The following is a 26,093-nucleotide window of genomic DNA, read 5'->3' on the forward strand; positions in this document are numbered from 1 at the left end:
ATTTCATATCTTGCAAACTTCATTTAATAAATTGATTATATAAGGAACTAGAAGCTGTTAGGCTTTTAGAGGTAGTGGTTTTTGCTTTTTTTTGTACAAGGAGAATCACATCCCCCTGTATTTTTGCTTTTCAAAAAAACTACAATCAAATATTAATCTGGAATACTTGTAAGCCAATTTGGTATTTGTTGTATCACTTCGGCTTATGAAACAATTGTATTTAGTATCATTGCTTGCTAGCAACCCCTGCTCAATTTAGGTAAATACATCAAAAATGTTAGAAGGATCTATTTTACAAAAGCTGGCTGTTTCCCATCAACATAGTATTAGACCACTTAAACTTGGGGTTTATTATAAAAACACCCTGGTTTCCTTATGCCATGCTTTAGAAGACCATATCTTAACCGGTAAATATAAACCCTTGGTAATTTCTGCCTTCCAAGAGGGTAAATGGTACTTACAAGAGGCTGAGAGATATGCAGGTATTGCCAGGAAAGCTAGCCATGTATCAATTATGGCTAGCTCAGACGCTCAATGGGCACAATATCCCACTAGCAACATGGGCAATCTTAATCTAGTTACATTAAATAGTGACGACCCCGTGGGAAGGGAATGGCATTTAATAATTATTTCTCCCACTTATACAGCAATGGTACTGTGTCAAGAATTGACCGAAACCGATTATGGTCCAGGTGGTAGACCAAAATCAGACTTAGAACGCAAGTTTTATGGGATATGGACATTCGAACCAGGTTTAGTTAAGGAAGCAGCTGAATTAGCAATTATTCACATTCAACAATACGATTCAGAGTTAAGTAAGACTCTTACTGACTATATACATAGTGTAAGACTTCAGTACCCTCTTACAGAGGAGTTAGGAATGGCAGTGGCTCGTGTCGTCAATTATCTCCAAACAGGTAAAAAAATACCCAAGCTCACTTTTTGGATCGCAACTTAATTTCTAATGAAATCCAAGCATTCTTAAGGATGGGGCAAATAATGGATTCTGCGGATGTTGATAATCCGATGGCAGCAGCAGAAGTTATGGCACTAAATGAAGCTATAGGCCAGATGTTAGAGCTCCCATATTGGCAAATAAAAAGATTACGTTTGGCCGGTTTATTACACCGAATAGATTCCTTGCAGACAGCAAAGAGTATATTGGAAATTGAAGGTAAATCAAATTATCCTAATTGCCCCTTGGTGGTAGGAACCCAAATGTTACGTACCATGCCTAGATTGCGTGCAATTGCACAAATAATTACACACCACACTGAGCATTGGGATGGTAGTGGTGTACCAGCAGGGCTCGCAGGAGACGCAATTCCTCTAGAATCAAGGATTTTAGCTTTGACTGTTAATTTTCAATATCGCATTAAGCATAATAAAGTTCATGGTTTATGCAAAGAAGAGTTATTGACCAAAGCTCTAAATGAATGCAGGCAGGAATCCCACTGTTTTGACCCCAAGTTATTAGACGCATTAACTTTATTAGTAATGGGTTTACAGCAAGGCATGGAATTGGGAGTAAAAACACCCAAGGTTGCTCCCAGCATGTGGGTGTTAGATTCCAGATGGGAAAGTAACCAAATAGACTAACAAATTGTTAATTGTTAATTGTCAATTGTTAATTTTGAGATGACAATGAGTACTATTAACTATTAATTTTTTTAGATAAATACATATTTGTCTTTAACTTGGGAGTATTAACAAGTGACTGTTAAAGCTATGAAATTGTGGAATCTCAAGCAAATTTCTGTGGCAGATTTAGAAGATGAGGATCTTTCTCGGCTGGATTTATGCAGAATTAATTTAGCTGGAGCGAATTTGGTTGGTGCTAATCTTACCCAAAGTAATTTGAAAGAGGCTCATTTAGAAGGTAGTAACTTAATGGGGGCTAACCTCATGCAGGCAGATATACGAGCGAATTTAATGGGGGCCAACCTCATGCAGGCAGAGTTCACAGATGCAGACCTCCGTGGGAGTAATTTGCGAGGTGCTAACCTAATGGGTGTAAATTTAAGTCAGGTATCTTTAGCAGGTGCTTTTTTAAGTGGTGCTAACTTAATAGGTGGGAATTTACAAGATGCTGACTTACGAAGTGCTGACTTACGGGGTGCCAACTTTTCCCGGGCAAACCTTAGTGGTGCTGACTTAAGTGACGCTGACTTACACGGAGCAATATTCATCGAAGCTAATTTGGAAGAAGTCGACTTGAGGTTTGCAAATCTGTCTGGAGCAAATATGACGGGTGCTAACCTACTTTGTGCAGAGTTAGAAGGGACTAATTTGAATGGGGTAATTTTTGAAAAAGCCTGTTTATTAGGAACTTTAATAGCAGGAAAAATCTGACTTATGGATTTGCCTTTTTGGTATGATTCCTAACATTGTTTCATACTCTGAGAGCAAATCTAACAAGTAATAATCATGCTTAGGAACAACAGAACTAGCAGTCCAGCTAAGGGATTACAATTAATTAATGCTAGTTACCCACTTCAGTAGTTACCCAGAATACAGTGTTTCTCCTGCATTCACAATATGGTCTCCCCTCCCGATACTAAGCCTCCATGCAAACCACTAGGAATTTCCAATCACCCCATCACTTTGACTATACCAAGGTCAAAACCAGTAGAGCTAAACCCAAAAATTGTGTCCAAGTGTTGAGTATAGCTTATAAAGAACGAATAAAATGTAGAACAGCAAAAATTATTCCATTAGCCCATAATACATTGTGTATTAAATAGTCTCGTTGTCACTCATCCAGTAGCCAACTACGAAAAACCATTTCCTCTGCTGAACCTACTAAACTAACCAGCAAACCTTCCATAGCAAACCCAAATAAGACCATTCATAGATAAAGAGCAACTAGCCTAGAGGTTCTTATATAACAAGCAAAACTAGGATTCCAGATAGCCCTATAGCCAAACCCCAAACAAGTTCTACCAGGTTTTTACCACTAGATTCTAAACTGTAATATGTTAGGATTTGAGCTGACCTGTAGATTTTCCTTCCCCATAATCTTATTAAGAAGATAAATTTTATATATTAAATAGAGATGCTATTGCCAGGATGCTTGCCAGATTATCGGTGCTGATAAACAAATAAATTGGAAGTGTTAAAGAAAAGTAACCATAAAACCAATAAAATCAAGATTATACAACCTGTTCTCACAAATATAGAGCTGGTAGCTAGATTAGAGATATTTATCTTCATACCAGGTTTGCTTTTTATGCCAGTAGATTTTACGGAAAGTTGAGAAGTATTATGAAAAAAACCATTCTGTCACCTTGGCTTTACCGAAATTTAACTCTACTAAGACCACCAATAACAACAGTTACTTTCTTATAACTATTTATGGGAAAACCTGATGAAAATAAATGTTTAGCCAGCTGAAGAATGGATGGCATGACACAAATATCTAGATTTTGGGTTTGGCTCACATGACCAATGGACCACAGCACCTATTCATCTGGCTCAATAGTACTAGTTAGTCCATGATTATTTAATGTTTCACTATAGAATTCCGCATGCTCTTGAGCACAGGAAATCACTAAAGCAATAGTGTTTATGTGGGCTTCCATCATAATGTTAACTGCTTGGGATTGAGTTAGGCTAGGCACAGTAGTTAACAATGTTTGAACCACATATTCCATGGAATTGACATCATCATTATGAAGTAACACTCGATATTTAGGGGCGAGTTTACGAAAAGTAGAACGCTTTTCCAGAGTTTCAACTGACATAGTTTTTAGCTCTCTTTAACTACATACACCATATTTCTTGCAAAGCAAATGCTTAAAACCCATTAATCTATTTTATAGTATCTCCATCCAATGACTGTACGGGCTAGTGATTAAAATGAATATTTTTTTATGAATATTTTTTTATGATTTCAGAACCATATTAACCTCACTTGAAATCTTCTGGTACATATGGTTTTATCAAAAATTATCTATAATTTTATTCTTTAATACCAAAGTCGGTAATATATGTTATACCTAACACTTAGTGTTTAATATTTATTCTGTAGAAACCATAGTGTAATTTAATTTTACTTATACACAAGTGAACCAACTTGCAAATAAATAAGCCCTGTGGAGTATTAAAGGGAAATTTTGAGTTACAGGGATAACAAATTGTATATTTAGAAAATGGTAGGTAATAACTGTAGATAGAATCGATAAAAATAGCTAGTGCCTTTTCAGATTCAGAAAATAACAACAGAGGTGATTCGTGCTGGATAGACTCCTTAATATTGGTAGATAGTAGTTAAAAATCATCCGATCTGCTTTGGTAGATAGATTCATTTATAACTGTCTTGGATACAGGAGTAACTAATTATTATTACCAAATATAAAAAAGCTTAATAGCCTTGTCTGATATCTGGTATAACATCAAAAACAGTTAATCAGGACAATGAAGAGAGGAACAGCTTAGGAAAAAGATATTAACAGTTATAATTAATCATTATCCTACCTCTTTTTTAACTTCTCTAAATTCCTTATAATATAGATAAATACTGTATCACATATTCTTTAGATTGCCTATTTTATCCTTGCTTCAGATTCTGTTAAAGCTATCCGGAAAAATCCTTTACCCTCTACACCATAACCAAGTAATATGTAGCACATTTATTTAATAAAAAATTAGTGAATTCTGTGGAAGTGTAACCTTTAGATACAGGTGGTCCAAGCGTACAAAGTAAGTTTGGACACTTTGTATGCTTGGACCTAGTTCCTCTATGATAGATAACATCTCGACTATTTTGGTACCTTAATACAAAGAGTTTGAATTGCTCTTCCTTTATATCAAAGGCTTCTATTGCTACTTTCTGAATTGCCTTAAACACTCCGGAATCAACATTGGTTTTTACCTGATACATGCTCTTGATTCTCTTAGGATTACCAACAACAAAACTAACTCGCCACCTTGTCATATTGTGGAACTTTAATAGCCTATAAAATTCAATAGTAATAACCTTTAGCTCCATCAATTTGCAAAGTACTTGATGATTTCTAGCCATCATATATAATTTCCTATTAGTCATAGTCATGACACAAAAAAAATATTGTAATAACGACAAAAAGCCACCAATTCTTCAAAAAAAAGTTTGCTATTGCTCCTGTAGGATTATTAGGGTAGTTGACACATAGTAATTTTGCTTTCTGAGCTACTCTTTTGTAGTTGATTTTCAGAATAAGGAAGAATTTTTTCTAGGCATTGAGCAAATTGCATCGCAATTGACTATTGGAAATAAGTGCAAGTTGTGGAAACATACTAGCTCAATTTTCACTATGATGGGTGTGTAGATGTTTGGCAAAATAAAAAACATCCATACTAGCTTGTCATTCTAAAGTTATTTTCAGATTAAAATTCAAGATTTCTTATTTTTCTAAAAAATTATCATCTGAATATAGATGATTCTCTTACAAATACCCTGCCTAAGTTTGTGTTAACTTTAACTTATAATAGGAAAAATTATAAGTTAAAGTTAAGAACTTAGAAGTTACCTATTGTAGGTATTAAAGGCGATTTAAAATAATTTTAGTTTAGAAGATAAAACAGTTTAAAAATAAAACTAAAGAGAAGAAGTTATATTAACATAATCTCTTATTATTCATGTCACTAATAATTCCAAGACTTCATATTAAAACTGAACTAATTTTAATAATGTCCAGCTTTAAAAATTAAGGAATGTGTATCTTTTCAGAATCTTTCAAACTAGTAATAAACTATTGATTATATATAATGGAGAATTTAGCAGGGAAATAAATAATATAAAATATATGGATGCATTTTGCGTTTAGTGTAATCAAAAATAAATTCTACGCTTTTCGCATTTCAAACCTTCAAATATTTTTATACTTGAGAGCAGACTTTAAATTTAGTAAAATACTACCAGAAATATTTTAAACCAGGAAAACTAGCTCATAGAAAACCTATAATAGCATTTTCGTATAGGTTCTTTATGAGTTGATTTTACAATTACAAGAATCATCAGTTTACTAAGTACAATTTTTATTAGATTTTTCAAACTTCATAAAAATTGAATCAAATTAAAAGATAATTAAATATCCCAAATACCATCGAGTAGTTTTATTTATTAAAACTCTGAAATTTATTTAAGACACCGGCTCAAATTCATATACACCTATAATAAATAAAATTTACAATTATTAGCCATGATTCTACTAATAGATAATAATAGGTCAACATCTAATTCACCTGACCCTAAGAAAAAATATATGGGTATTGTACTCAGGGGAAATTTAGGTGGGAAGCACAAATTACTATATTTCTGTATGAAGCACTTCTCCCTTTAATATTGGTAGTGGATTGCATATACTTTGGATATTACTTACTAAATACACAAATGAATAATCTGTTGAAAAAAAATAATAAATATAAAAGAGAATCTAAGCAACTTAAATTAAGTATTCCCAAGCCCAGGTTTTGAATTATTGGATATAAATACAATTCATTGTAAAATAAGCAGAATTAATCAAAGGTAATAAACTACCGACCGACCATGGTAGTTATTTGTGAGATAAATTAGCTAGGTTTAATACTCTGAAATATTTACAGTTAACACTAGGACCCAATTATTAGTGCAAATTATTCATATCGTCAGATATTAAACTACAACATAAGATAAATGAACATTTACAATTAATAGCCCTGCTGAATGCAAGCAATCTATATAGATAAAGACTCAATCAATGTTAACTTAGTAAACTAGTAGCTGTAATTTAAAAAGCTTAAGAATAGCATAGTGGCTGTTGCAGTAGAAAAATTAATAACATCAGATATCTTAAAACCCTCTCGTTACTTGGGTAACGAACCTCTGGCAGTAAACAAACCGTGGCATGAAGCCGAAATCCGTTGGGTATTGAGTTACCCGGAAATTTACGAAGTTGGTGCATCCAACCTTGGTCATATTATCCTTTACAATATTTTGAACGCTCAGCCACGGCAGTTATGTGATCGTACTTATTTACCTGGTAAAGATCTATCAGCAAAGTTAAGGTCAACGAATACTCTCTTGTTTGGTGTAGAATCCAAGCGATCACTTATAGAATTCGATATTCTTGGCTTTAGCCTTAGTTACGAATTGGGTGCCACTAACATCTTAGAAATGCTTGACCTAGCAGGGATTCCCTTAACCTGGCAAGAACGGTTAATAGGAAATTACCCTCTAATTTTTGCAGGAGGACAAACTGCTACATCCAATCCTGAACCATACAGCGATTTTTTTGACTTTATTGCCTTGGGTGATGGGGAAGAGTTGCTACCAGAGATTGGTTTGGTATTAGAAGAAGGTAAAAGAGCAGGATTAGAAAGGAGGAAATTATTATTGGACTTAGCTCAGATACCGGGGGTATATGTACCACAGTTCTATACTATAGCTGCTGATGGCTTAGTATCTCCCCTAACTACAGATGTACCTCCGCGAATCATCCGTCGGGTATCTGCACCCATACCAGCCTATTCTATTGGTTTAGTCCCCTATATTCAAACTGTACATGATCGTCTAACCATCGAAGTTCGTCGCGGTTGTACTCGTGGTTGTCGTTTTTGTCAACCAGGAATGCTAACCCGTCCTGCAAGAGATGTGGAACCTGAGCAAGTGGTAACAGCCATAGAAAAGGGAATGAATATGACTGGTTATAATGAGTTTTCTTTACTGTCATTGAGCTGTTCTGATTATTTGTCCCTGCCAGCAGTTGGAGTAGAGATCAAAAATCACCTCAAGCATGAGAACATTTCCTTATCTCTGCCTAGTCAAAGAGTAGATCGTTTTGATGAGAATATAGCTAATATTTTAGGTGGCTTACGTCAGAGTGGCTTGACTTTTGCTCCTGAAGCTGGGACCCAAAGGATGCGGGATATTATTAATAAAGGTCTAACCAACGAAGAATTATTAAGGGGAGTAAAAACGGCTTGGGAAAAGGGTTGGGATAAAATAAAGCTCTATTTTATGATTGGCCTGCCAGGAGAAACTGATACTGACGTGATTGGCATTACTGAGACTATCAAGTGGTTGCGAAGGCAATGTCAATTACCCGGACGCCGGACTTTAAATTTTAATTTAACCATTTCTAACTTTACTCCCAAGCCACATACACCTTTTCAATGGCATTCAGTATCAACAGATGAGTTTAAACGTAAACAGGAGCTTTTACGCCAACAATTCCGCCGGATGAAGGGAGTCAAAGTGAATTTTACTGATGTCCGCATTTCCGCTATGGAAGACTTTATTGGTAGAGGTGACCGTAGCTTAAGTAAAGTTTTACAAAGGGCCTGGGAGTTAGGCGCAGGAACAGATTCTTGGTATGAGAGTTTGGATAAGGCTTTTACTGCTTGGGAACAAGCAATCAGTGAAGCTGGATTAGATTGGAAGTATCGCCTTATAGAAAATGGTAAATGGAACCCATTTCACCAAGAATCTCTAGCGGAAGTGGAAGATATGTACCTTGAGCAAACTTTACCTTGGGATCACATTAATACAGGGGTCGACAAAAAATGGTTACAAGAAGACCTCAAGCGCTCGCTGGCTGAGGCTATTGTTCCGGACTGTTCTTTTGATGTATGCTCAAGCTGTGGAGTATGTGGCACGGACTTCGGTCATAATATAGTCATTCCTCCTCCAGATATTCCTAAGTTTGTGGGTAAATTTGTCCCCAATACTTCCAAAGTTCAACGCTTGCGAGTGTGGTTTGGCAAACGAGGGTATATGACTTTAAATAGTCATTTGGACTTAGTAAGATTATTGGAAAGGGCAGTCCGCAAAGCCAAATTACCAGTATCTTTTTCAGGAGGATTTCACCCTCATCCCCGAATTTCCATCGCCATGGCTTTGTGTTTAGGAGCTTCTAGTAGCGGCGAAATTATGGATTTTGAATTAACTCAATCCATGGAAATAGATGACTTCAAAGAGAAACTTATATCTGTACTACCCACAGATATTCCCATATATATGGTAGAAGAAATAAGTTTAAAAGCTCCTGCAACTAGTCAAACCCTATATGCAGCTGAATATATACTTACTATTACAACTGATTATGAAGCTACCCCAGTAAACTGGCACAATTGGATTTATATGGTCAAAACCACTCCAGAAATTTGGTGGGAACACACAACTAAGTCCGGAAAAAATAAGTTGGTAAATCTGCGCGATCGCTTATTAGAGCTGGAGGTGGATTCAACTAATATAAGCCAAGATAACTATCTTTCAAATACAATTCAACTGCGTTATTTGGGTAGTTGTCGTAACGACGGTACAATATTGAATCCAGAACAACTTCTGTTTATGCTGGAAAAAGCAGCAGGTAGGGAATTTCAACTATTACATATTCACCGTCAACGATTAATTCTGGCTGTATGATTATCATTGGAAAAAGCAGAATACTTATCTTGCCTTTTCATAAGAGAATGCAGGAATTGATTTTTGGCAAGGTTGCGTTAGAATTATATGAAGAGAAAATGGCTGGCACTGCATTGAGTAAAATGATTCCCAACCCTGAAATTCAGGGAGGCAAGTAAGATTATTAGAGTCAATCTTTTAAGATATAATCCCAGGCAAGCAGCATGCAGATTAACACAACTCTTTTTACTGTTAAGGATGAATCATTGAGCCATGACTAGCTCCGTCGAAACCTCTAAAATGTATGTTTTTCCATGACTGCCCAATACCCCTAATAGCTTTCGGTAATCCTGAGTACAGCATATACTGTGAGCATAATTAGTCTAAAAGTGTGTAATAAAAAGCACTTCTTAAAATAAAATCCTCATAAATTGAAGACAAGGAAGCGCTTCCTATTCTTAACAACTAGGATTTTTAATTAAAGGCAAGATATGGCATTAAACATTAATCATGGACGAATAATTTAATTGTTTGGAAATATTTGGCTGTTCCGAAATGTAAAGAGTTAATTGACTCTATAACAATGCAAAACATTTGAAATTTCAGATGAAATTTCAGAGGATGAAGTACTTGCTGCGCAGGATATGGTACATATACCCCCAGCGTTATTCTCCAGTTACAAAGAGTCCTCAACTGGAAAATTAAACTTTAACAGTTGAGACTTCTAAATTTGTATCAGAATCTTTCTTCTCTTCTTCTCTTAGTCTTGAATCTAGATGAAAAATTTTAATTACCATCAGTACCTTGTGAGGCTTGCAGGAAAAATAGAAATAAAACTAACCTCCAAGAAACTTAGTGCTGCAATATTTTGAGGAAATTGAATGCCAAAACAAATTATCATTGCTGAACAGCATCAAATCGCTGCTGTTTTCTCGGAAGATCAAATACAGGAATTAGTTGTTGCTACTGGTCATCACCAGATTGGTGATATCTATCTTGGTATAGTAGAAAATGTACTCCCTGGGATAGATGCAGCTTTTGTAAATATTGGAGATCCAGAGCGGAATGGTTTTATTCATGTAACAGATTTGGGCCCATTGCGTCTTAGACGTACAGCAGCTGCAATTACAGAGCTATTAGCGCCACAGCAGAAGGTTTTAGTGCAAGTCATGAAAGAACCTACGGGAACTAAAGGTCCCAGATTGACTGGTAACATTACGTTACCAGGGCGTTATATAGTTTTGATGCCTTATGGGCGGGGGGTAAACTTATCCCGACGGATTAGAAATGAGAATGAACGTAATCGTTTACGTGCCCTGGCAATTCTGCTGAAACCTTCAGGAATGGGATTATTGATTCGTACTGAGGCAGAAGGTAAGCCAGAAGAAGCAATTATTGAAGATTTAGAATCCCTGCAACGACAGTGGGAGTTAATTCAACAAGAAGCTCAATCTACTAGGGCCCCAGCATTATTAAATAGAGATGATGACTTCATTCAAAGGGTACTACGGGATATGTATGGTGCAGACGTGAATCGAATTGTTGTGGATTCTAGTACTGGCCTAAAGCGTGTAAAGCAGTACTTGCAGAACTGGAGTGGAGGACAAACACCCCAAGGATTGTTGATTGATCATCACCGTGATCGCTCCCCTGTGTTAGAATACTTCCGAGTGAATGCAGCTATTAAGGAAGCCTTAAAAACCAGGGTAGATTTACCTTCTGGCGGTTACATAATTATTGAACCAACAGAAGCTTTAACAGTTATAGATGTTAACTCCGGCTCCTTTACCCGTTCCGCAACAGCTAGGGAAACAGTACTTTGGACTAATTGTGAAGCTGCTACGGAAATAGCACGCCAACTTCGACTACGAAACATTGCTGGGGTAATTGTGGTAGATTTCATTGATATGGAATCTCGCAGAGATCAGCAACATGTGCTAGAACACTTCAACAAAGCACTTAAAGCAGATAAAGCTCGTCCCCAAATAGCCCAACTTACAGAACTGGGTTTAGTAGAACTTACCCGTAAGCGTCAAGGACAAAATATTTATGAACTATTTGGTGAGATCTGTCCTTCCTGTAGTGGTTTAGGACATATTGTCCATCTTCCAGGAGAAACTGAGACTAGAATACTCCAACCCACGGATATGCCAGATAGATTAGGAGTGATGCCTCCCAGAGAACCAAGACTGCCTATGCCCCGAATACCAGAACCACGGGAAAACTATGATTCACTTGGGGATGGATATGAAGCTGAACCTGATATTGCTGCCTTAGACTTAGTTAACCATCCTAGTTATCAGGAGTTAGGAGATGGCAGCAAACGACGTGCACGTCGTCGTCGTATCAATATTAATAGTGGTAATGGAAAGGATGAATCAAGGGTTGGGACTAATCCTTTAGCATTCATCAATGAACCAGATTTAGATGTGGATCCTGACAATGAACTGTCAGTTAGTTCTGATTTGCCAATGCCCAGTTTAGGTAAACAAGGTTGGGGTATCCGTGCAGGAGTTCCAGATGAATCACGCACAGAAAGGGGACGGAGTCCCCGATCAGATTTGGTTAAACCTGTAATAGAACCATCAGAAATAGTTACAGTAGAAATGACTTCGGAAGAACAAGATGTCTATGCAGAAATGGGAGTATCTCCCTTAGAAAAATTAGATCGAGAAGTGAAAAACCCCAAATCTTTAATTATTAACGTTACTTTGCCTGGCCAACAAACTGATTTTTCGGAAGAAGAGATATCCTCCATAGCAGAAGTATCCTCCCCATTAACTACAATAATACCAACTAAAAAAGTTGTATTAGATAAATCACAGCCAGAATCATCTTCCGAAATTCTAGAAGAAAAGGAACAACAAGCATTGGCTTTATTAACTGATGAAAATACATCCACCAGTTCATCTATTCTCAAACGCAGGGTTCGCCGTCGTTCTTCAGCTAAAGATATAGATTAATAGTGAGATGACTAATGAATACGGAGAATATTCATAAATCGTCTTATAAATCCTCAGTTTCCAATGCTAAAAGTTGGTTGGAGTTATCTATATACTCACAATTTCCAGGGTTAGTGGCTGGTATTGATGAAGTAGGGAGAGGGGCATTATTTGGACCAGTAGTAGCAGCAGCAGTTATTTTGCCCAGGAATGTTTTGATGGAACCCATTGCTTCTGAGATCAAAGATAGTAAACAGCTATCTAGTTCTTGCCGTGATCGTTTAGCAAAAAAGATTTGTCAGTTATCTATAGATTGGAAAATAGGTTTTGCTACCACTAGGGAAATTGATCACTGGAATATTTTACAGGCAACTCTTTTAGCTATGAGGCGAGCCGTGGTGATACTGGAGCTACAGCCATCATTATGTCTGGTTGATGGGAATCAATCTATTAAGGATTTACCCTTACCACAAAAAACCATCGTGAAAGGGGATTCTCTTTCTTTATCTATTGCTGCTGCTAGTATTGTGGCAAAGGTTTGGCGTGATAATTTGATTATAAGGCTTGCTCGGAAATACACGCTATATGATTTACATAGGAATAAAGGTTATGGCAGTACACATCATTTATCCGCATTGCGTCAGCATGGTCCTTCTCCTTTACATCGTCTTTCTTTTCGTCCTTGCCAAGTTCATTCAGAAATATAGGTATCAATTGTAAATTCTAGATAAGGGCCTCAGCTTAAGTTAATAAGTCGAGGCTCTTCGTTTATTATAACTTCAATACTTGAAAGAGAGGCATGTATAAGACTTAATACGGATTGATGCCAAGGCATAATCAGTCAATAATCTCTAGGTAAAAGGTTTATGATAGATATAAAGTTTTAATCGTATCCTAAAGTAATTAATTCAGTAGCATATTTGAGTTATTAAGCAAATTATCAAGGTAACTTCTAACTCAGCTATTTTTAAAGACTTATTTTTCAACTCCTCAAATTCATAAATAAACTCCTCAATAATGTTTGAAAAGTTAGATATGACGATACAAAATTATCTTTAAAATGAAAAAAATAGATAAAAAACTGAGTCTAGACCCTTACAAAGATCAAATAAGTCAGTATTAGTATCCTAGGTAAAATAGCAGAGCATAGATATATATTCAATATTCCATATTAGCTAGAACATCCTAAATTCTTAGCCTGGGTTATGAAGATAAAAACTATTAGGAAAATGTAAAGTACTAATCAAGTATCCATAGGTTTATATTCATAGTAATTATTACTAAAAAATATTCTCCAAAATTGCAAAATATTTCTACGGTAACAATTTGGGTAAAAAATATAAGTTATAAAAAAATAATATAACATATAAAAAGTAATGCTCTTAAAGAATTGTGGTTAGTCATAAAAAGACTAATTTAGAATATTGAGAAAAGACTAAATAGAATATCAATAATTTTAACAAGGAATGAAAATTCAATTTCTTTGCTAACTTTTATATTTAGATAAAACAGATATAGATAACCAAGAATAATATACTTATGGTTAGGATGATACAAGGTAAAACCTTGGTATTCTTGAATGTGATAATTATACTTAATAAAGTGGCTGGAGAATAACATCAAATTAAGAAATGTGTTTGCTTCATTTGACTATTTATTAATTGGAATTTCTATATTATTTTAGAAATAGTGGGATCCTAATATTAGTTTCTATAAGAGTTGCCGTAAGTGGTGTAATAAAGAAAATAGTAAGCTCAAACGCATAATGGTCCCAAAAAATAGGCTGGGATAAGAATTTCTTAATATAAGATTCTATGTAAAGTACTCATCCTGGTTAATTATGTTTTTCTGTTGATATCATTGATATAATTGTCGTAGATATACTTAAAGATATGAAATATAGTGTGGCATAAGAATGATCATAAGATATTCATCATTGTCTGACTTTTGAATATAAATAACCGAAATTTTATTCATGTCGATGGAATATATTAGACAACAAAAAAATTTTTATCCAGTTTATTACATCATCTAATTTGCCATACGCAAACAGTAAAAATTTTTATTGTCGGTACCTAGTTACAACTTTGGTAATAGTGCATCTTCAATAGATTCTTGTTTGGAATACCTCCCATCAGTCTTAAGGTAAATTATTTTCCTAATTCTAAGGATGCTAATCTGACTCACTCAGTGGATCTTCATATTTTTATATAATAGGGCAATTTCCTATTCCATAAAAATGGTAAGTGTATCATTCTCCATTACACTTTACTTCCAGACACAAATCAACTGGGGTTTTGTTTTTAATTTTCCTTTGAGATGCTTGATTTTTTCTATTTTTGAGTGACTAATACTTCATTTCCTGGTGGCACAAATTGTACTTTTTATATCATATTCTCTCTCCATAAATCGGCTATCTAATTTATCATATCAACCAGATTTATCTAGCAAATATTAAAAATATTTCTTAATCAGTAATTTCATAAATACAGAACTTGTATAAATTAATAATTATTCTATAATATTCCACATTTATCTATTCATTAGGATACGAAGATTTCATGGATTCTAGCTAATATAATATGAAAATATATTCCTCGGTTTTCTAACTTTATCCTATCCTCCCTAGATGATTTTATATTTAGTATATAGTCGCAGTACCAATCTAGTTAATTGTTATTTTCACTTGAAATTATATCTAGTTTATTCTCAAACCGGGCTAGTATTTTGTTAATTGAGATTGCAATGATTTTATATAAAAACTGCCTAAAGGTGAAAGTTTTGCTATTAGGGTTCTCCATCATTGTTATTATTTTTTTCTTGACTAGTGAAGCATAAGTTCTAATATCAACGCCTTCATTTATCAAAATTTGTACATAAAACACCTTCAAATATATGAAAATATTGCTACGAATTAGAATATTTTAAGTGGTGAATTTGATTGGATTTCAGAAAAATTATGTTTCCTGGAAATATCATCATTAACCAGGTTTGCATTTGCTAATTATCCCCTAATTATTTTTGTTTGAACTGCAACATCTATAAATTAAATGTATTTACTATAACAGTATAGTGGTCAGGCGAATCCAATCTAATCAAAAATGAAAAATACCCAAGCATGTATTAAATTTTTCTAAAGGCTCTATAAATCCTGGTTAATAGGTTTTAAATTTTAATGGGTTTTGATTAGTTTCTTTTAAATATCCAGTTTTAATATCAATTCTAGTAATTATACTATTATATTTACATTATATCTACATTAGATATAAAATATATAAATTCTCATTTACAAGTGTTTTATTTCAACGTAAACTCCACAGGCAAAAGGATAATACCCTAGAATTTTAGTTCATAAATCTTGACAGAAAAAACAGTCGTTAAAGTAAAAGTGATTGATTCTATAATTCCAAAATTTTAAATAGATAACTCTTGGGTATTCAGAGTGAATTGTGATTCTTGGGTTTGGACTTTTACCCAAAGACAATAATCTACAATTAATTGATACAATAATCTTTTCTTAATCGTTAATAAAATACTTTTCAGCAGACTATTACCAGCAGTTTCCAGAATTGGCTTGGTAGCGAAGGAAAATGGTACTGGCAGTTCTACATCCACTTGTAAGTTAGCATTTCCCTGTAAACGGATAATACCCTTAAAACTATAAGGTGATAAGTGTCCTTTTAGATCTAAGTTGAATCTGTGGTTAATATAATCAACACCAACTATTTCGCAACCTATTGAATGCAAATATATTGTACCGTCAGATGCTGTCCAAACTTTTATATCGACGGTAGGTTGAATCTTCAATGAAACAAATACTAGTGGGCGCATGTGTAGGCGAAAAACGTTGTTACTCAGGGATTGAATACGACTGCTATCGGCTAAGGCGTTAATGAGGCGTTTAGGCTGATGCAAATACTGCTGGATAGGGATAGATTTTGGTGGAATATAAATATCCACTGACTGAAAAGCATTAAATTGGGTAAACATTAATTAGGTTGTCAAATTTTCTATGAGAGTCAATTATATTTATAATATCATTCAATTTATGCTGTTTATTTACTATTTTTATAGTATAAAAATAGTAAATAAACATAGTGATTTTAATTTTATACTAGTAATCTAAAAATATTTTACTGTTGTAGTAAAATATAATGAGTAATACCATATAAATGGTATAATTACACAATTTTAAATTTATTATCAGGCATGAATTCATGTAAATTATAAAGTCAAATCTCTCATTATATCAGACTTAGATAAATCACCATTTTTAGAGTTAAAGTAGTTATTTTTTTATCATCATAAATAGTTCGAATTAAATTATAAAATTGACTCTTAAATCTCTTTTTTAATACTGTAGATAGATATTATCAGTAATTCCTATAATCAGATTAGTCCTATATGTCCTTGAACTTATTTATAGATAAATAACAAAATCATCTGACTGAAGCTATGGCTAGTTATTTGTAGTGATATATATTTTTTCCATTTGTTAAACCTATTGTTGAAATAGATGATTTATGTCACAATCATTTTTAGTTTGGATAATAGTTTTGATGATTAATATTAATTCAATATTTAATTAATTGTGTCTTTTCTCTCATGTCTTTTATTTTTATCCTTAACTACTTGTAGATAAAACTACTTGTAGATAAAACTACTTTTCTAAATCCATAGCTGAACTTAATCTGAGCTATGTAATCATCGAGTATAACTCTTACAATAGCATTCAGTTCTAACCATGTTAGGTGTGGGTCATTTGATCCTTCATTTATTAGGTTATTTTGCAGCAATTGCTGCAAAATAACTCTATTTAGTTTTTAAGTAGAGCAGTATGACATGATACTCTGGCCATATTTTTTATAATTCCTCCTCTGTCTTTCTCACTTAAAGTTATTAGGAGATATATACAAATATAAATCGCTATTAGGGATCGATGATTATTAGTTAAAAGAATAAGCACTACAGTTAGCAATCTAAAACTTAAAACCAATATGACTATTTCTATTGCCCATTTAGCTCCTCCTGGTACTTATGCAGAACAGGCAGCAATCATCTATCGCAATTGGCTTACTCAAGTTACAAATGAACAAGCTTTTTTGTGTCCCCACTCTACCATTCCCCAAAGCCTACGTTCCGTTTCTGAAGGTGAGACTTCCTTGGCAGTTGTACCTGTGGAAAATTCAATCGAGGGGAGTGTTAATATCACTTTTGATACCTTATGGCAATTAAATAATTTACGTATTCAATTAGCTTTGGTTATGCCTATTACTCACATGCTAGTATCCTGTGCAAACGACTTGGCAACAATTCAAACAGTTTATTCTCATCCTCAAGCCCTAGCACAATGCCAAAAATGGCTAGAAGATTTTTTACCCCACGTACAAGCAATTTCTGCCAGCTCGACAACAGAAGCATTGAAAGTACTTAAAGAAGATATCACAGTTGCAGCGATATCTTCCCAAAGGGCAGCACAGTTATATGATCTACCAATATTAAGAACAAGTATTAATGATTACCCAGATAACTGCACACGTTTTTGGGTCATTAGCCAAAATCAGCAACCCAATACCTATAAGAGCCTTAAAAATACTGCTAGTTGTACCTCTATAGCTTTTACAGTGCCTTCTAATATACCTGGTGCTCTGGTCAAGCCACTACAGGTATTTGCCCATTTAGGTATAAATTTGAGGAAAATTGAATCACGCCCCACGAAGCGCTCACTAGGCGAATACCTATTTTTTATTGATTTGGAGGCAGATATAGCTTCCCCATCAATGGATTCTGCTCTGGCAGAATTATGTAATCATACAGAAGTAATTAAACTATTGGGTACTTATAATGTCATATCTGTTACCAACACTTCAATTTAAATTCAAGGATAATTACATCTCGATAAAATCTACGGCTTTGAGTCTCAACCTTGGAATATTGCAATGTTGACAGGAAACCTAAGGGGAGAAATTGTTACCTTATCACTCAAAATCAAAAAAACTACAAAAGTCCAGACATACTTGAAATTCTCTAATGATTTTTGTATTTAGGCTTAAATTCTTAAGTATTTTTGACTTGGTTTTTCAAATCCTCAAATCTAATCCGATATCAGTCACTTTAAATTAAAAGCAATTTTTCTGCTATTAATATTCTGGGGATTACCCAATGATAATTATCTTGTTATTTATCAATAAAATTTGAAAAGTTTCAGAAATCAAGTTATGCCTCATAATCCACTGTGATCTTTTTATATTTCAGATGTAGTTAAATTTAATAGATGAAGACTAATTTATGGCAGACCATAAATTAAAAGTTATTGTCAAAAGTGTCTTTTAAAACAGTGCGGGCAGCCAAATGGTTACGAGTTGAAGTGAGGATTTCCGATTCTCTCTGTAAACGCATACCTACATCCTGCATTTCCAACAATGCTTGCTGTTCCGTAGCCACTCCATATAAGTTACTGGCAATCCAATAAGAGAGTTCAACAGGTAAATTTGGTATATCTTCCGGTAATTCAATTTTCTGCCCAGTTAACTTACCTGAAAGGCGCATTACATCCCGTAATAACTGCCCTACTTCAGTCGTCATAGGATGCAGATCCTCTTTGCTTGGTATATCCTCAATCCATTCTACCAAACCTACTCGATAGGGTTTTTCCCTCATATATTCCAAAAGACGAAATCTTTGCTGTCCCATCGTTACCATTCTCATCCGTCCATCTTGCAGCCTCTGGCAATCAGTTATTTTTGCACAGCACCCGACTTGGGCAAGTGTACCCTGCACTGGATCTACCATTAGCACTCCAAACCTGCGATCGCCAGATAAAATAGTATTCATCATAATACGATAGCGGAATTCAAAAATATGTAGTGGTAATGAACGATTGGGAAAAAGAACTACTTCTGGTAATGGGAAAAGAGGTAGCTCGCAAACAGCAATGTTAGGGGATGTTGTCATTATAATTAGTATCGATTGAATCTTTTAAAAATTTCTAATCAGCTTTTTCCCTCATTCCCAATATGTTTTAGCATATTATTTCCCCCAGAGAAAAGTTCTCGAGAAATTATTTCTAGGATGCAAGTCAACAATACTAATATTTAACTCAACTTTAGAGATTATTCACAAAGTAAATTATTAAATACGTAGTTTCGACTATTACTAGTTTTATAAGCGATTAAATACACTGAGTCCTCGCATAACAAACTGCTGGGAATTTTACCCTTCAGACTATTTAAAGGTTACCTCATAAATAGCCTCTTCTCTAAAATGAATAACTTGCTTGTCTCTACCATTAAAAATCCTGATTTTTAGCAAATTTTGCTTAAGTGTCACCGATCAATCAATTATGAAATTTGAATTATACATGGTGATTTTAGAGTAGACACTTGCATTTTTTTTTCATCTAAAAGTGGGGTTTGACACTATAATTTGACTTCAATATCTACGCCAGAGGGTAAATCCAGCTTCATCAAGGCATCAATTGTTTTGGAAGAAGGCTGATAAATATCAATAATGCGTCGATGGGTACGAGTTTCAAAGTGTTCACGCGAATCTTTATCAACGTGGGGTGATCGTAAAACACAATAAATGCGGCGTTTTGTTGGCAAAGGAATTGGTCCAATAGCTGTGGCATTAGTACGATTAGCCGTATCTACAATCTTTTCACAAGATGTATCCAAAAGACGACGATCAAAAGCCTGTAAACGAATTCTAATCTTTTGTTGTTGCAGAGTTGCCATATTAAATTATTCTGGTCTTTGTTAATTGTAAGATTTGATATTTGAGATTTTGGACTGTTAGTTGGTTATTTACAGTTAGAAATAACGTAACATAAGATTCTTGCCTGTATATTACCTAAAAAAATCATTATTCAGTATTCAGTCATAACAGTTCATGCAAAAAGAGCAGAGAGAAATGGCAACCATCTCTGCTCCTGATATTTATTACAGTTTGAAGATACTAATCCGCGATCTTAGAAACTACACCAGCACCAATGGTACGACCACCTTCACGAATTGCAAAACGCATTCCCTGCTCAATTGCAATAGGGCTAATTAACTCTACGGTCATTTTAATACGGTCACCAGGCATAACCATTTCTACTGAACTACCATCATCAGAAGTGAAAGTTGTAATTGTTCCAGTTACATCGGTAGTACGCACATAGAACTGAGGACGATAGCCAGAGAAGAAGGGTGTTTTACGGCCACCTTCCTTATCGGTTAACACATAAACCTCACCTTCAAATTTTAGATGGGGGGTAATAGAAGTAGGTTTAGCAAGAACCATGCCCCTTTCTATATCGTCTTTCTGCACACCACGTAGTAGCAAACCTGCATTATCCCCAGCCATACCTTCATCAAGACTTTTCTTAAACATCTCGATACCAGTAACAGTTGTATTGCGGGTTTCCCTAATACCTACCAATTCCACAACATCACCAATTTTTACCTTACCACGCTCAATTCTACCAGTAGCAACAGTACCACGCCCTGTAATTGAGAACACATCTTCAACAGCCATCAAGAATGGTTTATCTACATCACGCTCAGGAGTAGGTATGTAGGAGTCTACACTATCCATGAGATCATAAATTTTATCTATCCATTTACTATCTCCACGTTGGGCTTTGGGATTAGCTGTCATAAACTCTATTGCCTGTAGACCAGAGCCAGAAATAATAGGGATGTCGTCACCAGGAAAATCGTAGCTAGTAAGCAACTCGCGTACTTCTAATTCCACTAGTTCCATTAGTTCTTCATCATCCACCATATCTTCCTTATTCAAGAAGACCACCAAGTTTGGGACGCCTACCTGACGTGCTAATAGAATGTGTTCCCGGGTTTGGGGCATGGGTCCATCAGCTGCAGATACAACCAAGATAGCACCATCCATTTGTGCAGCACCGGTAATCATATTTTTCACGTAGTCAGCATGTCCAGGACAATCCACGTGAGCATAGTGACGCCCATCTGTTTCATATTCTACGTGAGCTGTATTGATTGTAATACCCCGTGCCTTTTCTTCAGGGGCATTATCGATTTGGTCATAAGCCCTTGCCTGAGCTTGACCGAGAGCTGACAATGTCATCGTGATGGCTGCCGTTAACGTGGTTTTACCGTGGTCAACGTGTCCAATGGTGCCAATGTTTACGTGGGGTTTAGTTCTTTCAAACTTTGCGCGTGCCATGTTATATTGATTTCCTTTTCTAATTCTAAATTAAGCGTTCCCTTTGCTTTTAGCTATTATTGCCTCAGACACGTTGCGAGGCACTTCTTCGTAGTGGCTAAACTCCATGGAGAAGACGCCCCGACCCTGAGTCTTTGACCGGATATCAGTAGCGTAGCCAAACATCTCTGCCAACGGTACTTTAGCAGTCACATTGGACAGTCCATCTTCGGAACCCATCCCTTCAATTTGCCCACGACGAGAATTGAGGTCGCCCATTACATCCCCAAGGAAGTTTTCAGGCACTTCTACTTCAACTTTCATCATTGGCTCCAATAGGATGGGTGAAGCCTTTATAGCAGCTTCTTTAACTGCCATTGAGGCGGCAATTTTGAAAGCCATTTCTGAAGAGTCTACATCATGATAAGAGCCATCTACCAGTGTTGCCCTAATATCTATAAGGGGATATCCGGCTAAAATTCCTGATTCACAGGTTTCTTTTATACCTGCTTCAACTGGTTTAATATACTCTTTGGGAACTGAACCACCAACTATTTTAGAAATAAATTCAAAGCCACTTCCTGGTTCTCCCGGCTCTAAATTAACTACAACATGACCATATTGACCTTTACCACCACTTTGACGAATGAACTTACCCTCAACTTCATTCGCAGCTTTACGGACTGTTTCTCGGTAAGCCACTTGTGGTGCGCCAATGTTAGCTTCCACCTTAAATTCCCTCAGCATTCTGTCTATTAGAATTTCGAGGTGCAACTCTCCCATACCAGCTATTATGGTTTGGTTGGTCTCAGAAGCTATACTCACACGGAATGTTGGGTCTTCCTCTGAAAGTATTTGCAGAGCCTTGGAAAGCTTATCCATGTCATTCTTGGTTTTAGGTTCGACTGCCACCGAAATCACGGGTTCAGGAACATATAACGACTCCAATACCACTGGGTACTCCTTATCACAAAGAGTATCTCCTGTCAGTGTGACTTTTAAACCGACAGCAGCACCCAAATCTCCTGCATGGAGTTGATCAACATCAATTCTCTCATCTGCTTTCATCACCACTAAACGCGCAATACGCTCTTTTTTCCCTTTAGTGGCGTTATAAATGTAACTCCCTTTTTTCAAAATACCAGAGTAGACACGGATAAAAGTCAGACGACCATAGGGGTCAGCCATAATTTTGAAAGCTAGTGCAGACAATGGTGCATCATCATCTGCATATCTTTCTGTATTGCCACCATCAGGTAATGTACCTTGAATTGGTGGTACTTCAGTTGGGGAAGGTAGATAATCTACAACGGCATCCAGTAATAGTTGTATTCCCTTATTCTTAAATGCAGAACCGCAAAGCATTGGTACAATCGTACCTGTAAGTACTCCTTGACGCAGAGCCCTACATATTTCTTGCTCTTTAAGTTCTTCACCCTCGAAATATTTACTCATTAACTCATCATCAGTTTCTGCTACTGCTTCTACTAACTTGGTATGGTAATCTTCTACCAAATCCCTCATCTCATCTGGAATATCTGTTTGTTGAATGTCAGTTCCTTGGTCATTGGAGTATATGTAAGCACACATTTTCACCAAGTCTATAATTCCTTGGAACTCATTTTCACTACCAATCGGCAACTGAGTAGCAATCGCATTAGCCCGTAAGTTATTACGTACTTGTTCCAAGACCCTATAGAAGTTAGCACCAGTACGGTCCATCTTATTGACAAAAACTATACGTGGTACCTTATAACGATCTGCCTGTCGCCAAACCGTCTCTGTTTGTGGCTGTACACCACCCACAGAACATAAAACGGTTATTACACCGTCAAGCACGCGCATAGAACGTTCTACTTCAATTGTAAAATCTACATGCCCTGGAGTATCAATAATATTCACTTGATGGTCCTGCCAACTGGTGCTAATCGCAGCTGCTGTGATGGTAATCCCTCTTTCACGCTCCTGCTCCATCCAGTCCGTTACAGCTGTACCCTCATGGACTTCACCAATTTTATGAATGATGCCAGAGTAGAATAATATTCTCTCTGTAGTTGTTGTTTTCCCCGCATCTATGTGTGCTGCAATGCCTATATTGCGAATTTTTTCCAGAGGATGGGTACGTGCCACAGCTGCCTCCTATAGTCTTGGCCTGATGAGACTTGTATATTATGGTTATTTGGGACTCTATTTTCAGTTTAAAAACATACAAGTCATACCTCTTAGATTAGAGAATAGCTTCAATGGTTTTGAACCTAGTAACGATAGTGCGCAAAGGCTTTATTCGCTTCTGCCATTCGGTGAGTTTCTTCCCGTTTGCGGATTGCATTGCCGGTTTCATTGGCAGCATCCATTAACTCGTTTGCTAATCTACCAGCCATTGTTCTCCCAGAACGTTGGCGTGAGAACTGTACTAGCCAGCGTAACGCCAGAGTGGTTCCCCTCTCTGAACGAACTTCCATTGGTACTTGATAAGTTGCACCACCTACACGACGAGCCTTAACTTCTACTAGAGGAGTAGCATTTCTAACTGCTCTCTCAAAAGTTTCTAAGGCCTCACTACCAGTACGTTCCTCAATCATTTTCATGGCACTGTAAAAAATCCTTGCTGCCAAGGACTTTTTACCATGACGCATGATGCGGCGGACCATCATACTGACAAGACGGCTATTATAGACTGAGTCAGGAGGAACTTGGCGCTTTTGTATAACACCACGACGAGACATATTTCAACCTTGAAATTGTAATTTGGTAAAAAATTAAGCCATTTAATTTAGACTGAAAACCCGTAAATGGGATATCACTGTCTTTAGCGAAAAAATAACAGATAGAGCGACAACTAATTATATAACCCTAATAAGCAGATTAAAATATACCTGCGGCTCATAGCAGTTAAAAATTGCCTGCATATCTTGTGAATAGCAGACAATAGTAGGTCTTACAGGTTAGGAGATTGTTGTGTCTAATAACCAGTACCAGCAATTACTTACTAGTCTTGGCACATGAGATAAAAGCCATAGCTAAAATCAACACCAAAATCATTGATTTCCTTGTATTTCCCTACTTAGGACGTTTAGTTCCATACTTAGAACGGCCTTGCTTACGGTCTTTGACGCCGGCAGTATCCAAGGTACCACGAATGACATGGTATCTCACCCCTGGGAGATCTTTAACCCTACCGCCACGAATCATGACTACAGAGTGTTCTTGTAAGTTATGTCCAATTCCTGGGATGTAAGCAGTAACTTCAAACCCAGAGGTAAGTCTAACCCTTGCTACCTTACGGAGAGCAGAATTAGGTTTCTTTGGAGTAGTTGTGTAAACCCTAGTACACACCCCACGACGTTGTGGGCATTCCCTGAGAGCAGGAGATTTTGTCTTTTGACTTGCTTTTTCACGTTCGGTTCTTATTAATTGCTGTATTGTTGGCATGGTTTACAGCACATAAAGTGACTTGCTATGTGTATGAGAGTTTGAGTAAATAACAATTGTATCGTCTTCAACTTTTTTCTGTCAAACCTTTCTTGGCTTGTAACATATTAACTATAAATGTTGTAAATTTTGGAGTTCTAGATTAAGGGATATCAACAAGATATTGAGTATGCTAAATAAGTTGCATTAACATAGTAAGTATAATGAACTTCTGGTTATTATGTAGTAGTTTGAACTGGCAAAAGAATAAAAATGAAAAATGTGGATCACCCAGATTGAAATTAAATTTATGTTACAAGAATAATTCATAAGTTCTGCTTATAATTAATCACATCATGGATGGCTGCTTATAAGTTGATGACTGCAAATATCCGCTTACTTTCCATGGGTTGTTATGGAAAAACCGTCAGTGTTAGGTAAGATAATTCATCCAGTAATGTTAGTGGTTGACCAGCAGGTAGGAATTAGGGAAATTTATCAGGGGGTCCATGCAATTGCAGCCCTAGCCTATGAAATACAAAATATACCAAAGTGACGTAAATGTTGCCATGTCCCATAATCATATTTACGTCATTTTAGCAATGAAACCAGTTTATCGCTTTGGGGTTGATTGTCTATCAAAACTGGGTGAAGTCATAAATAATTGCCGATAAAATAGCTAATGCTCTTCATAGTAGGAACAGATTTGGTAATATAAGCGGAAAAGGACCTCATGGTGTCACCAATTTTAATGACAAGGGCTATCAAATTAGCCGAGTGTGGACGATACTCCGTAGCCAGATAATTAGTTAGGTATCCCAGATACTTACTGATAGAAAAATACTTGCAGATTATGGCTTAATTGCTGCCGTTAAATTATTAGCGATTACAGCAAATCTTTGGAATGAATTCGCACCTCAAAATCTATAATTGCACACAGAAGAACTCTGGAAATTGTTGCCATTAATTCATCATGTGGGAGTAATTTCTATTGGTTACTCAACACCAGAATTTACAGGAGAATATATTGAGAAACTTTCTCCTCTCGGTAATGCATATCAGGCAAAGACTCCAAAGACGATAAATAAATACTAAATTTCTAGTTTTTTGTATATATTTTTGAGATAATGGGAATTACATTTGCACACTTAAATCTTAAAACTACACAAATTGTAAAACTCTATAAGGAAGATATAGTTAGGGATACAACT

17 protein-coding genes and 1 pseudogene are annotated in these 26,093 nt (G+C 35.9%); 8 read left to right on the forward strand and 10 right to left on the reverse strand.

The window, feature by feature from the left end; all coding sequences use genetic code 11:
• The first annotated feature begins 274 nt into the window (after nt 1-274).
• Nucleotides 275-1,599 (forward strand): annotated as a pseudogene (locus RINTHH_RS03390) (DICT sensory domain-containing protein).
• A gap of 129 nt (nt 1,600-1,728) precedes the next feature.
• Nucleotides 1,729-2,352: a pentapeptide repeat-containing protein gene (locus RINTHH_RS03395; RefSeq protein WP_408005748.1), complete on the forward strand. Its 624-nt coding sequence runs from the start codon at nt 1,729-1,731 to the stop codon at nt 2,350-2,352.
• Nucleotides 2,353-3,293: 941 nt separating this feature from the next.
• Here the strand turns inward: RINTHH_RS03395 and RINTHH_RS10670 are convergent.
• The 3 genes from RINTHH_RS10670 to RINTHH_RS03405 all read right to left on the reverse strand — a co-directional run bounded on the left by RINTHH_RS10670 (nt 3,294) and on the right by RINTHH_RS03405 (nt 4,936).
• Entirely contained in the window at nt 3,294-3,461 is a 168-nt protein-coding gene (locus tag RINTHH_RS10670; protein ID WP_155943894.1) for a hypothetical protein, read from the reverse strand.
• Nucleotides 3,462-3,743: an ATP-dependent Clp protease adapter ClpS gene (gene clpS, locus RINTHH_RS03400; protein ID WP_044304524.1), complete on the reverse strand. Its 282-nt coding sequence runs from the start codon at nt 3,741-3,743 to the stop codon at nt 3,462-3,464.
• A gap of 857 nt (nt 3,744-4,600) precedes the next feature.
• On the reverse strand, nt 4,601-4,936 hold the full coding sequence (locus RINTHH_RS03405; protein ID WP_155943895.1) for a hypothetical protein: 336 nt from the start codon (nt 4,934-4,936) through the stop codon (nt 4,601-4,603).
• A gap of 1,836 nt (nt 4,937-6,772) precedes the next feature.
• On the opposite strand from RINTHH_RS03405, the gene RINTHH_RS03410 reads away from it, so the two are divergent.
• From RINTHH_RS03410 to RINTHH_RS03420, 3 genes are all read left to right on the forward strand, one after another.
• Nucleotides 6,773-9,385: a TIGR03960 family B12-binding radical SAM protein gene (locus tag RINTHH_RS03410; protein WP_008232921.1), complete on the forward strand. Its 2,613-nt coding sequence runs from the start codon at nt 6,773-6,775 to the stop codon at nt 9,383-9,385.
• Between the two features lie 860 nt (nt 9,386-10,245).
• Nucleotides 10,246-12,327: an Rne/Rng family ribonuclease gene (locus RINTHH_RS03415; RefSeq protein ID WP_008232926.1), complete on the forward strand. Its 2,082-nt coding sequence runs from the start codon at nt 10,246-10,248 to the stop codon at nt 12,325-12,327.
• 14 nt (nt 12,328-12,341) lie between these two features.
• Nucleotides 12,342-13,013, forward strand: coding sequence for a ribonuclease HII (locus tag RINTHH_RS03420; protein ID WP_008232928.1), 672 nt, complete (start codon nt 12,342-12,344; stop codon nt 13,011-13,013).
• A 2,707-nt stretch (nt 13,014-15,720) separates the two neighbouring features.
• Here the strand turns inward: RINTHH_RS03420 and RINTHH_RS03430 are convergent.
• The gene (locus RINTHH_RS03430) at nt 15,721-16,296 is read right to left on the reverse strand and encodes a DUF1997 domain-containing protein (protein WP_008232931.1); all 576 of its coding nucleotides are present in this window, start codon (nt 16,294-16,296) and stop codon (nt 15,721-15,723) included.
• Nucleotides 16,297-17,303: 1,007 nt separating this feature from the next.
• Between RINTHH_RS03430 and pheA the strand changes: the two genes are divergently transcribed.
• Nucleotides 17,304-18,182, forward strand: coding sequence for a prephenate dehydratase (gene pheA, locus RINTHH_RS03435; RefSeq protein WP_008232932.1), 879 nt, complete (start codon nt 17,304-17,306; stop codon nt 18,180-18,182).
• A 427-nt stretch (nt 18,183-18,609) separates the two neighbouring features.
• Here pheA and RINTHH_RS03440 read toward each other — a convergent pair whose 3' ends face one another.
• The 6 genes from RINTHH_RS03440 to rpsL all read right to left on the reverse strand — a co-directional run bounded on the left by RINTHH_RS03440 (nt 18,610) and on the right by rpsL (nt 24,903).
• The gene (locus RINTHH_RS03440) at nt 18,610-19,260 is read right to left on the reverse strand and encodes an LON peptidase substrate-binding domain-containing protein (protein WP_008232933.1); all 651 of its coding nucleotides are present in this window, start codon (nt 19,258-19,260) and stop codon (nt 18,610-18,612) included.
• A gap of 464 nt (nt 19,261-19,724) precedes the next feature.
• The gene (gene rpsJ, locus RINTHH_RS03445) at nt 19,725-20,042 is read right to left on the reverse strand and encodes a 30S ribosomal protein S10 (protein WP_008232935.1); all 318 of its coding nucleotides are present in this window, start codon (nt 20,040-20,042) and stop codon (nt 19,725-19,727) included.
• 220 nt (nt 20,043-20,262) lie between these two features.
• Nucleotides 20,263-21,492, reverse strand: coding sequence for an elongation factor Tu (tuf, locus tag RINTHH_RS03450; RefSeq protein WP_008232937.1), 1,230 nt, complete (start codon nt 21,490-21,492; stop codon nt 20,263-20,265).
• Between the two features lie 30 nt (nt 21,493-21,522).
• A complete protein-coding gene (gene fusA, locus RINTHH_RS03455; protein ID WP_008232939.1) occupies nt 21,523-23,601 on the reverse strand; it encodes an elongation factor G in 2,079 nt (692 codons plus the stop codon).
• A gap of 125 nt (nt 23,602-23,726) precedes the next feature.
• Entirely contained in the window at nt 23,727-24,197 is a 471-nt protein-coding gene (gene rpsG, locus RINTHH_RS03460) for a 30S ribosomal protein S7 (RefSeq protein WP_008232941.1), read from the reverse strand.
• A 334-nt stretch (nt 24,198-24,531) separates the two neighbouring features.
• Nucleotides 24,532-24,903, reverse strand: coding sequence for a 30S ribosomal protein S12 (rpsL, locus tag RINTHH_RS03465; protein WP_008232943.1), 372 nt, complete (start codon nt 24,901-24,903; stop codon nt 24,532-24,534).
• A 394-nt stretch (nt 24,904-25,297) separates the two neighbouring features.
• On the opposite strand from rpsL, the gene RINTHH_RS10675 reads away from it, so the two are divergent.
• Together RINTHH_RS10675 and RINTHH_RS10680 are read left to right on the forward strand one after the other, a co-directional pair.
• Complete coding sequence (locus RINTHH_RS10675) at nt 25,298-25,438, forward strand: histidinol dehydrogenase (RefSeq protein WP_155943896.1); 141 nt, start codon at nt 25,298-25,300, stop codon at nt 25,436-25,438.
• A 374-nt stretch (nt 25,439-25,812) separates the two neighbouring features.
• Entirely contained in the window at nt 25,813-25,977 is a 165-nt protein-coding gene (locus RINTHH_RS10680; protein ID WP_008232954.1) for a hypothetical protein, read from the forward strand.
• The last annotated feature ends 116 nt before the right edge of the window (nt 25,978-26,093 follow it).

It is taken from the genome of Richelia intracellularis HH01 (genome assembly GCF_000350105.1).
Classification (GTDB): domain Bacteria; phylum Cyanobacteriota; class Cyanobacteriia; order Cyanobacteriales; family Nostocaceae; genus Richelia; species Richelia intracellularis.

Bases quoted from the DNA above. Each gene is read 5' to 3' on its own strand.
- RINTHH_RS10675 (WP_155943896.1), top strand. From the start codon at position 25,298: ATGGAAAAACCGTCAGTGTTAGGTAAGATAATTCATCCAGTAATGTTA.
- RINTHH_RS03415 (WP_008232926.1), top strand. From the start codon at position 10,246: ATGCCAAAACAAATTATCATTGCTGAACAGCATCAAATCGCTGCTGTT.
- RINTHH_RS03405 (WP_155943895.1), bottom strand. From the start codon at position 4,936: ATGACAAGGTGGCGAGTTAGTTTTGTTGTTGGTAATCCTAAGAGAATC.
- rpsL (WP_008232943.1), bottom strand. From the start codon at position 24,903: ATGCCAACAATACAGCAATTAATAAGAACCGAACGTGAAAAAGCAAGT.
- RINTHH_RS03395 (WP_408005748.1), top strand. From the start codon at position 1,729: ATGAAATTGTGGAATCTCAAGCAAATTTCTGTGGCAGATTTAGAAGAT.
- rpsG (WP_008232941.1), bottom strand. From the start codon at position 24,197: ATGTCTCGTCGTGGTGTTATACAAAAGCGCCAAGTTCCTCCTGACTCA.
- rpsJ (WP_008232935.1), bottom strand. From the start codon at position 20,042: ATGGCAACTCTGCAACAACAAAAGATTAGAATTCGTTTACAGGCTTTT.
- tuf (WP_008232937.1), bottom strand. From the start codon at position 21,492: ATGGCACGCGCAAAGTTTGAAAGAACTAAACCCCACGTAAACATTGGC.
- RINTHH_RS03420 (WP_008232928.1), top strand. From the start codon at position 12,342: ATGAATACGGAGAATATTCATAAATCGTCTTATAAATCCTCAGTTTCC.
- clpS (WP_044304524.1), bottom strand. From the start codon at position 3,743: ATGTCAGTTGAAACTCTGGAAAAGCGTTCTACTTTTCGTAAACTCGCC.
- RINTHH_RS03430 (WP_008232931.1), bottom strand. From the start codon at position 16,296: ATGTTTACCCAATTTAATGCTTTTCAGTCAGTGGATATTTATATTCCA.
- RINTHH_RS03440 (WP_008232933.1), bottom strand. From the start codon at position 19,260: ATGACAACATCCCCTAACATTGCTGTTTGCGAGCTACCTCTTTTCCCA.
- pheA (WP_008232932.1), top strand. From the start codon at position 17,304: ATGACTATTTCTATTGCCCATTTAGCTCCTCCTGGTACTTATGCAGAA.